This window comes from Psychrobacter sp. PAMC 21119, assembly GCF_000247495.1.
GTDB classification, from domain to species: domain Bacteria; phylum Pseudomonadota; class Gammaproteobacteria; order Pseudomonadales; family Moraxellaceae; genus Psychrobacter; species Psychrobacter glaciei.
In genome coordinates this window covers 63,706-76,688 of record NZ_AHVZ01000014.1, presented here as the reverse complement: position 1 = coordinate 76,688, position 12,983 = coordinate 63,706, and the positions used below count along the sequence as shown (strand labels likewise).

The 12,983-nt window shown below is 43.7% G+C and carries 9 protein-coding genes; 2 read left to right on the top strand and 7 right to left on the bottom strand.

All coding sequences use genetic code 11. The annotated features are described in order from the left end of the window. Nucleotides 1-1,215: 1,215 nt before the first annotated feature. The 4 genes from RH96_RS06160 to RH96_RS06145 all read right to left on the bottom strand — a co-directional run bounded on the left by RH96_RS06160 (nt 1,216) and on the right by RH96_RS06145 (nt 5,779). Nucleotides 1,216-2,196, bottom strand: coding sequence for an OmpA family protein (locus RH96_RS06160; RefSeq protein ID WP_010198612.1), 981 nt, complete (start codon nt 2,194-2,196; stop codon nt 1,216-1,218). A 263-nt stretch (nt 2,197-2,459) separates the two neighbouring features. Next, nucleotides 2,460-3,164 (bottom strand): hypothetical protein, encoded by a 705-nt coding sequence (locus tag RH96_RS06155; RefSeq protein ID WP_010198611.1) that lies wholly within the window; start codon nt 3,162-3,164, stop codon nt 2,460-2,462. A gap of 271 nt (nt 3,165-3,435) precedes the next feature. Beyond that, nucleotides 3,436-4,755 carry a short-chain fatty acid transporter gene (locus tag RH96_RS06150; protein ID WP_010198610.1) on the bottom strand — a complete coding sequence of 440 codons (1,320 nt, stop codon included), beginning with the start codon at nt 4,753-4,755 and terminating at the stop codon, nt 3,436-3,438. A 376-nt stretch (nt 4,756-5,131) separates the two neighbouring features. Beyond that, nucleotides 5,132-5,779, bottom strand: a complete 648-nt coding sequence (locus tag RH96_RS06145) for a glutathione S-transferase (RefSeq protein ID WP_010198609.1) — start codon at nt 5,777-5,779, stop codon at nt 5,132-5,134. A gap of 490 nt (nt 5,780-6,269) precedes the next feature. On the opposite strand from RH96_RS06145, the gene RH96_RS06140 reads away from it, so the two are divergent. After that, nucleotides 6,270-7,037, top strand: a complete 768-nt coding sequence (locus RH96_RS06140; RefSeq protein ID WP_010198608.1) for a class II aldolase/adducin family protein — start codon at nt 6,270-6,272, stop codon at nt 7,035-7,037. A 6-nt stretch (nt 7,038-7,043) separates the two neighbouring features. Further along, nucleotides 7,044-7,925, top strand: coding sequence for an alpha/beta fold hydrolase (locus tag RH96_RS06135; RefSeq protein WP_010198603.1), 882 nt, complete (start codon nt 7,044-7,046; stop codon nt 7,923-7,925). Nucleotides 7,926-7,970: 45 nt separating this feature from the next. On the opposite strand, the gene RH96_RS06130 is transcribed toward RH96_RS06135, so the two are convergent. The 3 genes from RH96_RS06130 to RH96_RS06120 form a co-directional block, all read right to left on the bottom strand. Continuing rightward, on the bottom strand, nt 7,971-9,659 hold the full coding sequence (locus tag RH96_RS06130) for an AMP-binding protein (protein WP_227500948.1): 1,689 nt from the start codon (nt 9,657-9,659) through the stop codon (nt 7,971-7,973). Between the two features lie 72 nt (nt 9,660-9,731). After that, entirely contained in the window at nt 9,732-10,805 is a 1,074-nt protein-coding gene (locus RH96_RS06125) for a CaiB/BaiF CoA transferase family protein (RefSeq protein WP_010198598.1), read from the bottom strand. Further along, complete coding sequence (locus RH96_RS06120; protein ID WP_010198597.1) at nt 10,798-12,969, bottom strand: 3-hydroxyacyl-CoA dehydrogenase NAD-binding domain-containing protein; 2,172 nt, start codon at nt 12,967-12,969, stop codon at nt 10,798-10,800. Before RH96_RS06120 ends, RH96_RS06125 begins: the two co-directional genes overlap by 8 nt. Between the last annotated feature and the right edge of the window lie 14 nt (nt 12,970-12,983).

Below are 12,983 nucleotides of genomic sequence, written 5' to 3'. Positions count from 1 at the left end.
CCTATCCCCTGTGTGCCTTGGCAGTCTCAGCCGGTCAGATCAGAGACCACATAGTTCACTGGGGTCGGATCATTGGTGAAGCCGGCTTCTGGTGTAAAGGTCACTGCGCCTGTCACGGGATCAACACTCCAAGCACCTTCACCTGCTACGGTTAAGGTGGTGACTTCAAGACCGCTGTTTGGATCAATCAGTTTGACGCTGGTTGGGTCGATGTCGCCTTCAAGGTCGGTATCGTTGCCAAGCACGTCGATGACCACGGGTTGACCTAGCGTGCCGGTTTGGAGGTCGTTTTCGGCATTTGGTGCGGTTGGTGGGTAGTCAACGGTAATGGTGGCTTGGTTAGATTTATTGCCGGTCAGATCAGAGACCACATAGTTCACTGGGGTCGGATCATTGGTGAAGCCGGCTTCTGGTGTAAAGGTCACTGCGCCTGTCACGGGATCAACACTCCAAGCACCTTCACCTGCTACGGTTAAGGTGGTGACTTCAAGACCGCTGTTTGGATCAATCAGTTTGACGCTGGTTGGGTCGATGTCGCCTTCAAGGTCGGTGTCGTTGCCAAGCACGTCGATGACCACGGGTTGACCTAGCGTGCCGGTTTGGAGGTCGTCCGTTGCCAGTGGTGACGTGCCTTCTTCAATATTGCTGTCACTGTTTCGGCTATTACTACTCATACTAGCCAGTAATCCGACGAGTCCTACACCAGCGGCAGCGGGTATCCACCATGGTATAGCTGCTGCCACATACTCTTGACCACCTAGAGCCTGCCCTTCCACATCGCCTATCTCTAGCTGGGTGACATAATCATAAGTTTCGCCAGTGTCTGGAATATAATAATAATACTCACCATCTTCAGCAATACCAAGCAAAGCACTATCTGCATTGTCGTAAAACCCCTCTATAATGAGGTCGCTGCTCTCACCTTCTTCTTCGAATGAGACATGAAGGTCGTTTTTAATACGTTTGGTAATAATGTGATTAGGCGCACGATTAATGGCGGTATCATGAAACTCGTAATTTACTTTTTCCATAGCCTTGATAACTGTAGGCGTGCCATCTTTGGTTACGACCTCTATTTGGCTTATGGTTTGAGTGGCGTTGTTCGTTTTTACGATGATAGTGTTCATTTTGTTACCTTCTATTTTTAAGTGCAGTGATACCGCTTAAAATATTTTTTTATGAGGCAATGTTAGTTGCCATAGCATCAGTTGCGTATCAGTTGCGCGCGCGTTCTTCTACAACAGCAACGACGCGGCGATTAAGCTGACGGCCTGCGGCAGTGTCATTACTGGCTCTTGGCTGCGATTCGCCGTAACCAATGGCGCTGAGGCGTTCGGATGCAACACCAAATTGGGTGATTAGTACCTCTTTTACAGCATCTACTCGTCGTTGTGACAACGCTTGGTTATAGCGGTCACTTGCGCGGCTATCGGTATGGCCTTCAATGGTAACCATAGTATTAGGATATTGCGTCATGAAATCTGCGACTTCAGAGATTTTGCTATAGTAATCAGGGCGCACGATGGCAATGTTTGTCTCAAACAAAACTTCGAGATCGATGGTCACTTTTTCAGCCAGCACTGGTGCTTGTGGTGTTATTACTGGTAGCGGAGTTATTACTGGTGGCGACGTCATAATAGGTGCTAAGCAATTTGGCACTACTCTGCTGACTTGATGGGATTGATAGCGCTTGGTTTCTAATAACGGTAATGCGCTAGCAACAGTGATTTGCTCAAGTGTGCTCTTACCAGTGTTGTCCATATCAATGTAAAAAAAGTACGTTTGACCTTTATCAAGTTGGTAGTCTTTTTTGTCTGCTAGTAAATCATTGTCTTTAAAACCGGTGGCATGAGCACTAAGCCGATTGTTACCAACACAAGAATTGACAGCAGTATAATTACCAGGGTGTAAGCTCACCTGATACCTATTATTGACAGAAATATTGGCACTGGTTTGCTCTAGATCGTCATCATTTTTACGAATAAATACCAATCGAGTTTCATCACTACTTACTTCTGATGATAACAAGTCACGGAAGTCTGTATCGACCTGATTATTCCATACAACATTACTCACTCGGCGGCTGTCACCCTCGTTATCGATACTGCCACTGCCTGTCATACTACAGCCAGAGACACCAAAAAACATAGTAGGCAGAACAAGAGTCGCAATAGTGGTTCTTAATATTTTTCTCATGATAACTTCCTGATTGTTAATTTTTTTGAGATAACGTTTTGAACTTAATATGATATATTATGCATATTTCATGCCAATTCTAATAATAGTAAAACTCTTAAGCAGCAATAATTGTTAAACAAAGCACTCTTTAGTATAAATGGGTCAAAAAACGACCCAGACTAAAACAGCGCTATAGCATTGACTTTCTTTAACGGGCGTTCGAAAGCTAAAGACATAAATCTATCGAACCAATCTGCTTATCTCATGCCTAACCTTTACTACTATTCCGCATTATCCAATAATTTATTAAGCTCGTCTACCATGGCATCATCTATGATGCTGTCTTCTACATAGCTTACGATCTCATCTATGGTCGTCAAATCCATTTCTCGAATACCTAAGCTGGCTAGCTGCTTATTAATAGAGTCTAAACTGTCATTGTCTTCAGAGTCATCTAATAAATCTTCTTCAAATCTACCTCTAACAAACCAATACATTTTTTCTAGCACGGTGTCTTTTTTGGTTAAAGTAGAATAACCATCGCCATAAATAAATAAATTAAAATGATAAAGTATCTCTACATCATTGATAAAAAAAGTACGCTGACACTCTAAAGTATAGGCTTGAATTTCTTTATCTTCAACACCTTCATCATTTTTATTATCTTCATCATATTCGATCGCTTCCTCTACCAATCCGCCCAGTATTTGATAGTCGCCTACTTTAATTTTATGATTGTAAATGATAGAGGAGTCTGCGATTGCATCGAAAATAATAGCACTGACATCCAGCGTATTATTATCGATGTCATAAAATCTTTTTAATGCGGGTAAAAACTCAGTTAGCTTTTCTTCAGGTACTGGGATCAAAAACTGCTGCTCGTATATTTTAATCATATCTTCAGGCGCATAGGTATTGGCAGTATCAGTCTCGTTTCTACCTGTGGGCTGTAAAGGTGCAAAATCATATGGGTTACTATTGGTCATTTAGGATTGCCTTTTTATTTGGGTTAGCAGTAATAGATGTCTACTATTAAAAAATAATATGCGTTTCGATATATGTTTCTATATGCGGTTCTAAGGGCATATAAACCTCTCAATATATGCTTAGAATGTATGCGGGTATTGTCGCTTATTTGGACAATTTTAGATAGGCAGCGATAGATATACCACTTGAATTATTTTCATAAAAAAAGACCTTGCCCATCAATCAGGCAAGGTCTAAACATTAAGCTGTCACGCTAAGGCTATTTTTTAATTATAAAAACAACAACCCTAACCCAATCACAACGCCACTGACGACCAAAACAATGACACAAAAGCCCATGATGTCTTTGGCTTTCAGTCCAGCGATTGCCAGTGCAGGCAACGCCCAAAATGGCTGAATCATATTTGTCCAAGCATCGCCCCATGCGACAGCCATGGCAACTTTCGCGGGGTCACTGCCAAGCATTTCCGCAGCTTCCAGCATAATTGGCGCTTGCACTGCCCATTGTCCACCACCCGAAGGGACGAAAAAGTTGACCAGTCCTGCACTTAAGAACGCAAAAAGTGGCAACGTGTCTGCTGTCGAAACGCTGACGAACGCTTCTGACATAACGGCTGCCAAACCAGATGCCGTCATCATGCCCATAATACCTGCATAAAACGGAAACTGAACGATGATAGCCCCTGCGCCTTTGACCGCTTCTTGAACGGCAATCAAATACTTGCGAGGCGTTCCGTGGAATATGATGCCAAGGAACAAGAACATAAAGTTGACCAAATCGAGCGTTAACGCAAAGCCATTTTGTACAAAATAATAGACGATAAAGGCAAGCCCCAATGCGCCTATGACCATCGATAAAACCCAACTGTTTTCTAAACGTTCTGCTGGTGTCATGTCCGATTTTGCCGGAAGCTTTTCAATGACGGGATCAGCCAAAACCTTTGGATTTACGGTAACGGTATCTTCTCTTTTTGGCATCATTAAACGGTTTAATAACGGGACAATAATAACCAGCGCAGCAACGATAATTAAGTTATAACCCGCAAAGATAGTCGCAGTCGTCGGAATAATACCAATTTTGTCAACGAACGGATGGCCTTCTGTGGCAATCGATAGAGGAATCGAGCCAGAGAATCCAGCGTGCCAAATGATAAATCCAGAATAAGCACTGGCAATCAATAAACGGTAATCAACATGTTCAACACGCTTTGCCAACTCTTTGGCGAATAACGCACCGATGACTAACCCAAATCCCCAGTTGATCCAGCTCGCTGCCAGAGAAACTAAGGTTACCCAAATAATAGCACTACCTGGCGACCGTGCAAAACCAGCGAGCTTGCCCAGCCCTTGTTTAAATATCGGGCTGCTTGCCAAGACAAAACCAGTGACGAGCACCAGCACCATTTGCATTGAAAACGCAAGTAACGCCCAGAACCCTTCACCCCAATATGCCACCATCTGTACAGGCGAAGAATCAGTCAGCCCTAAGCCCATACCAAAAATGACGACAGTTAAGATAATGACAAACAAAAACGGATCCGGTAAATACCTCTCCATCAAACTGTTCGAAAAACGTGTAATTCCTTTCATTTTACAACTCCCTTTGTATATAAATTCGAACGTCGTCCATAACCCTAAGGTTACCGCATTATTCCTTTGTATGCTTACTCATTCAGCCACAATCGGCTTTTATTATTCTGTGTCAGATTTTTACATTTTCTTTATCATTTTTCAAAAGAAAAAGTCTTTGTAGAGCCGTATCGCCCCACAAAGACTTCCAGTCATGAAACCTCTTGCACAAATCATTGAGAGCCTTTGTGAATCTATTAGAGAGAGTCAATGAACAGGTATCGTCTAAAAATTTATTGCTATAATTTATTGCTATAAGAAGCTATATGTTAAGTTTTTTAGATAAGTCTATTAAAGTCCTAATGTTAAGAAAACCAGAAGTTTTACGCTCTTGGTATCAAGAAGGAAAGACCACTATATCACTCTCTTCTTGCCAAAGGGCAAACTTGGTCATGGCTTGCAAAAAAAGTGGCTGCTGAAGCCAGTGTTGTAGCCATCGCTGCAGATTCGGGTAAGGTAAGCTATAAAAGACATCGCGATCCACATGGGCAAATTGGCGAACAAAAGGCATGATACCAATATCGGCAATGGTCGGGCTATCCCCCAATAAATATGAATTTTTAGTCAACAGTTCTTCTAAAACTTGTAAAAAAACTTCACCTCGTTGCCGATACTCTGTCTGGGTCATCTCAATATGACGGTCAGCATATTTATAGCGATCCAGCCAATGCTTAAATTCATTGTCGTTTTGATCGAGCAGAGTATGGCTTTGATGCAAGACCGCTGCATTGAGTAACCCCTGCGGATCTGTCTGCTCAAGCGCCCACACCATTATGTCGCGACTCTCTTCAATCACCGCACCATCAGCAAGCTGCAAAACAGGGACGGTACCTTTGGGACTAATAGCCAGCATCTGAGATGGTTTATTTTTCAGAGCTATCTCTCGCAGCTCTACCTGCAACTCAGCAAATAAGATACCGAGTCGGGCGCGCATGGCATAAGGACAGCGACGAAAAGAGTATAGGTGATGTAGTGAAGAAGTCATGGATGTTTTTCGCAGTTGAATTGAGGTCAATGTGCTCAGAGTTGGAAGACTATTATCTTACTACTTATTGCTTTTCACGATAAATAGTATGGAAAATATCTTTCACCTGCTTATGATAACAATGCGAACACTAATCCTCAATGATAGGAGACAAACGTTTCATCTCTCTATCAAGCTAAAAAACCAAATAAAACCTATTGCCTTCAAATATAGTCAAAATACCCTAAAACGCTACGACACGGCTGATATCAATTTTTTGTAGCCCCTGTCTGCACAGGCACAGCAAGCAAGCAGAATTAATATCAGCAGTGCGTGATGTATCGATATTAATTTTCACTGACTATATCTATATTAAACATGTCATCAGCGAGTCTCAGGCATCTTGAATACAGAATTCAATTGCTTTTATTTATTTTAGGATATAGATTCAAGGAAACTTTACGAAAAAAATGATGTATTCATCACCTTCAAAACAGTCAAGGATGACCTAATGAGCAATAATTCAACGCCGAATGTAAAAGACCATGTAACCGAACAAGAGTGGCAGATGCGAGTCAATCTGGCGGCTTGTTATCGATTGATTGCCTCGTACGGTTGGGATGATTTGGTTTTTACTCATATCTCAGCACGCGTACCAGATACTGAGGATGAATTTTTAATTAACCCCTACGGTTTATTGTTCGAAGAGATTACTGCCTCTAATCTGGTCAAAGTCAATCAAGCTGGTGAAAAAGTGTCTTCATCAGCATTCGATATCAATCCTGCCGGATTTACCATTCATAGCGCCGTCCATGAAGCCCGTAACGATGCCCACTGCGTGATTCATCTGCATACCAGCGATGGTGTCGCTGTATCTACTCAGCAGCAGGGCTTACTGCCTATCTCACAGCAATCCTTATTTCCATTATCTAACTTGGCATATCACGATTACGAAGGTATCGCCTTAAACCCTGAAGAAAAAGTACGTTTGGTCGCTGACCTTGGCGAGGCCAATTTTATGATTTTACGTAATCATGGATTACTCACTTGTGCCAGCAGCGTGGCGGATGCTTTTTTATATATGTATATCATGCAAAGAGCCTGCGAGGTTCAAATCAAGGCACAAAGCGGCGGCAGTAAATTAACCTTGATATCACCGCAAATATTGGCTGGTATCCAAGCGGCATCCAAGCAAGTCACTAAAGAAGCCAATGGTGACATTGCGTGGCCCGCCTTATTAAGAAAACTCCGCCGCACTGACCCGTCATTTGAGGAGTAACCTTCGATGATAACACTGAGCGAATGGCAACAGCAGGGACAGCTTGAATCTATTAACGGTCATCAGATTTTTACCCGTCAGGGCGGAGACAAAGACACGCCAGCCTTACTGTTGATTCATGGCTACCCTAGCGCCAGTTGGGACTGGGAAGGTATGTGGGATAAGCTCACTGAGCATTATTATGTGATTACTCTGGATATGTTGGGGTTTGGCCTGTCTGATAAACCCAAAAACGTGCGCTACTTAATCAGTGAGCAAGCTGATATTTTTGAGACTGTTTTGCAGCGTCTTGATGTCAAGGACTATCATATTTTGGCGCATGATTATGGCGATACGGTTGCACAAGAATTATTGGCGAGACAAGTTGATGACAGTAGTGATAGCAGCGACAGGCACATTGCCAGTGTTTGTTTTTTAAATGGTGGCTTATTTCCTGAAACTCACAAACCCATTCTGATTCAAAAACTGTTGTTGTCGCCATTAGGGCCTTTACTATCCAAATTTATTAACAAAAACAAATTCGCGAAAAACTTACAACACATATTTGGACCTGCAACACCGCCAACCCCTGAAGTCATCGACACATTATGGCAGCTGTTAACGCACAATAATGGTTTAGCAGTGATGCACAAGTTGATTGACTATATCCCTCAACGTCAACAATACCGTGAACGTTGGGTAGGCGCGATTATCAATAGCAACGTACCGGTTAAACTGATCGCAGGTGCCAAAGACCCTATCTCAGGTCAACATATGATTCATCGTTATCGTGAATTGATTCCCAATGCCAATACCACAGAAATGTCAGCATTGGGACATTATCCGCAAATCGAAGATGCCGACGCTATCAGCGCTGAATATCTGACATTTAGGAAAAGTGTTGGATAAAGCATCAGTCATGAGTGCTGACAAATGTGATAAGCCATTCGCTAATCACGCTTTGTTAGCCGATTTTCTAAGCTCATGACGCAATATCTTACCGACTGTCGACTTGGGCAATTCATCAATAAATTCGATCTGTCTGGGACGTTTGTACCCCGTCAGATCTTCTTTACAGAACTGCATGATTTCATCCTTTGTTAGACTGGTATCAGCTTTAACGATAAAGACTTTGACCGACTGTCCCTGTAACTCATCATCGATACCAACGACGGAACATTCAGCTACTTTAGGATGTCGCTCGATCACGTTTTCCACTTCATTAGGATAGACATTAAAGCCACTGACGATAATCATGTCTTTTTTGCGATCATAGATTTTTACGTAGCCCTTCTCATCCATAGACCCGATGTCACCGGTCTTTAGATAGCCGTCAGCGGTGAAGAACCCAGTATTGTCGATATTGTGGTAGCTTGCGATGACATTGTCACCTTTAATACATATTTCCCCAACCTTACCGACTTCTAAAACTGTCTCATCCTCATCACGAATATTGATATCTACACCAGGTAGCGGCATGCCGATGCTGCCGTTGAACGCTTTGTTGGTAAAGGGATTGGCCGTGCCCACACCAATGGTTTCTGACATCCCCCAACCTTCTAAGATGGGATGACCGGTTGAGTCGAGCCATTTTTTGGCGGTTTCTGGCGTCGCTGCCATGCCCCCAGCCAAAGAGAGTTTTAACTCAGAAAAATTAATCGTTTTAAACTGCGGATGTGCCATCAAGGCCTGATATAGCGTATTTACTGCTGGTAAAAGATGGAATGGCCGCGAGTTTAAAGTCTTTATAAAACCATCAATATCACGCGGATTGGTAATGAGCGTCAGGTGCTGCCCCACTCTGAAACCTAGCATAGCAACCACAAAAGCAAAGATATGATAAAGCGGCAAAGCAACAATGGTATTCATTTGCTTATCATTGTCCACATCAGCATACACAGGCTGAAACCATGCCTCAAACTGCGAGGTTGCAATCTCTATGTTGTGATGACTGACGATAATACCTTTAGCTTTGCCTGTCGTGCCACCTGTATACGTTAACAGCGCCATGTCTTTAGTATCCGCGTCAGGTCGGGTATAGCTCATATTTCTACCCTTTTTTAGGACAGACTTATAGCTTTGTACTTGATACTGAGCATTAGATTTAAGTGAGTGTGGCGGGACTGCTTTTTTAATATACTTGGCAGCCAAGTCGACGATTTTGCCTTTGACAGTGCCCAGCATATCCCCGATATCGCTATAGACAATGATTTTTACACCCGTGTCATGGACAATTTTTTCGAGGGTTAAACAAAATGGGGTCAAAATAAATATCGCTTTACAGTCAGAGTCGTTCAATTGATGCCTCAACTCACGCGCCGTGTACAAAGGATTAACGAGGGTAATGACCATTCCTGCCCGTAGTACACCGATGACGATGGGCAGATATTGATTGACGTTCGGCATCATAATGGCTATCACCGATCCTTTTTCTAGATTAAGTCCTTGAATCCAAGCAGCAATAGCTTTAGAGGTTTCATCGACCTGTGCATAGGTATAAGTGACACCCATGTTGGTGATAAATTCCTGTTGAGAAAATTTTACAAAAGAGCATTCAAACAGTTCTAGTAATGATTGGTTTGCCGCTGAGATATCAGACACGACGCCTTTCGGATAGTGATCTATCCAAATTTTTTTCATCATAACCTTCCTTGGTCATTGGTCATTAATTTTTTGGAGAGCGCTATCTATTGGCTATAAAATCAATATCCTCTCTTACTGCCAGCCGGATGTAGCACCATGCTCATCTTGATGTGCAAATAAGGGATGCGCTTGGGCTTCTTCTAAGGTCAGTACTGGGGTCACGCAGACATCTGCTGACGCAAAAGTTTGTTGCCAATGCTCAAGTGTTTGACTGGCAAATTTATCGCTTACCGTCTTAGCCGCCGCTTGGCTTTCAGAGGTATTAGGCATAATACCAAGTTGCCAATGGCTATTTTTTAGCGCAGGCAAATCCAATACTTCACACAATCCTTGCCAAAATTTTAGCTCTAGCGAGCCAACGGCCATATGACGCTCGTCTGCTGTTTTATACAATCGATAGCAGGGTAATAGACCACCCAAAAAATCATGCTGCGGTGCTGGCTTTTGTCCTGAGAAGCTTTTCACCAGCGCTCCCGTTGCCTTTGGCATGACCAGATGCTGATACAAGCTGTGCGTCATACTGACGGCAATATGACGACCTTTGCCGGTACGCTGGGCGGCGAACACAGCAGCGAGCAATGCAATCACAGCGGTATCACTGCCGCCTGCCAAATCTGCAAATTGCACGTTAGGCATCGCCTGCTCGCCAGTGGCAGTCTTTAGCTGATCAAGCACACCGCTCATCGCCATAAAATTGATATCGTGACCGGCTTTATTAGCCCAGTCATGAGTGATCGCTTTGTCTACTGTACTGCCACCCGCCACGCCATAACCAGTGATTGATACCATCACCAGCTTTGGATTAATCGCATGCAATGTTTTGGCATCTAATCCCATGCCCTCTAACACGTCAGGGCGAAAGCTGTCTAACATCACATCGGCATCTTTGAGATGCGCTTTGATAGCGTCAATACCTTTGGGATCACGAAAGTCGTGTTTCTCAGTGGTTTTACCATGGTTTAATGCTTTAAATAATTCGCCAAAGGCTCTGGCAGGATCGCCATTTTTGGGCTCAATTTTAATGATTTCTGCGCCCAAATCGGCAAGCAATCGCGTAGCAAAAGGCCCTGGCAAGTTACGAGTCAAATCGACCACTCGCAACCCCTGTAAACAATCTGCCATAGAATGCGCTATTGTATTAGCCATCTACAAACTCCTCGCCTTTTTCGGCCATATCCACAAGAATCTGAGCAGGTTCAAAACGCTCACCGTATTTGCTGGCAAGCTCATGGCTGCGTGCAATGAATGTCTCTAGACCCATCGAATTAATAAATTGCAGAGTGCCGCCTTGATGTGGTGCAAACCCCCAACCAAAGATTGAGCCGATATTGGTATCAGCGACAGAGCGCACGACGTTTTCTTGATAGCATTTAGCAGATTCGTTGGCTTGGATAAACATCAAACGATCAATCATATCCTGCTGAGTTGGCTGCTCATCCTTGGTGGGAAAAAGATTGGTCAACTCAGGCCATAGTTTTTTGTCACCGTTTTCTTTATAGTCATAAAAACCTTTGCCGTTCTTTTTTCCTTCTCGGTCATGCTCATTGACCAGCGTTTTGAGTATCTCGTACGAGGGACGCACAGTGATAGGTTTACCTTCAGCTTGCATATCCAGCTGCTGCTGTTCACTCACGTGCAAAGCCAAGCTTAATGACACCTCATCTTGCAATGCCAGTGGCGGCATGGGCATACCTGTTTTCATGCCAGCGACCTCGATACTGCGCGGATGGACACCCTCTCCTAGCATTGCAATACCTTCTGACACATAGGTACCAAATACGCGCGACGTATAAAAACCGCGACTGTCATTAACAACGATCGGTGTCTTACCAATTTGAACGACATAATCAAACGCTTTTGCTAAAGTGCTGTCGTCAGTTTGCTCGCCCATGATAATCTCAACCAACGGCATCTTGTCGACTGGCGAGAAGAAATGCAGACCGATAAATTGATTGGGACGCGTGCTGGCTTTTGCCAATCCAGTGATAGGCAATGTTGACGTATTAGACGCATAGACAGCAGTGTTAGCAATAACTGCCTCAGACTGCTCAGTACACTTGGCTTTAATCTCACGGTTTTCAAAGACGGCTTCGATAATCAGATCGCAATCTGCCAAATCATCATAAGACACTGTCGGCTTGATGCGATTGAGTAACGCTTGCTTTTTCTCTTCTGTTGAACGTTTACGGCTAATGGCTTTATCCAAAATGGTGGCAGAATAGGCTTTGCCTTTTTCAGCGCCTGCCATTTTGGTATCTAGAAGTACCACTGCTATGCCTGCTTTGGCTGAGACATAAGCGATACCTGCACCCATCATGCCAGCACCTAGAATACCAACCTTCTTAGTTTTATAACGCTCAAAGCCATCAGGACGCGACTGACCTTTTTTGATGCTGTTTAGCTGCGTCCATAGCGTGTTAATCATATTTCTAGACTCAGCAGACAGCACACAAGCAGCGAAGTAACGTGACTCAAGCTCAAGTCCCGTATCGATATCCACTAAACAGCCTTCGAACACGCAAGACATGATATGGGTAATCGCAGGATAGTTGCCGTGTGATTTTTGATTGGCCATGGCAGGCGCGATAGAAAATATGGGTACGACTTTGGGGTGCTTACTGTCACCACCGGGGATTTTGAAGCCTTTTTTGTCCCACGGTTGCTGCGCACTGGGATTGGCTTTTATCCAATCTGTCGCCTGCTTGAGCATATCTGCTTTGTCAGTGGCAGTGGCATCGATTAAACCCATGTCTTTAGCAGCAGCTGGACGCAGCTCTTTACCTTGGGTCATCAGCTCTAAAGCTGATTGAATACCGACCAATCGCGGTAAACGCTGAGTACCACCACCACCCGGCAGCAAGCCCAATTTGACTTCAGGTAGACCCAGTTTGGTTTTAGGCGAATCAATCGCGATACGATAATGACACGCCAATGCTAACTCTAAACCACCGCCAAGTGCCGTTCCAGTCATGGCAGCGACGACAGGTTTACCTGATTTCTCTAGTTTGCGTAAGCTGCCTTTTAAGTCCTCTACCAAATCAAAGGCTTGTTCAGCGGTTTTAATACTGGCCAATTGGTCAATATCAGCACCGACGACAAAGGTTTCTTTACCAGAGGTCAGAATCAAACCTTTGGCGGACGCATCGTTAATAAAGCTGTCTGTCATCACCGCAAAAGTATCGGTAAAACCATCGCCGATGACATTCATTTTGCGACTGCTTTGGTCAATCGTGACGGTGATAATGCCATTATCAGATTCGGCAGAAAAGTTATTCAATGCATTGATGGCATCTACGCTGTTTATGCTCATGTTGAGTCCTTCTT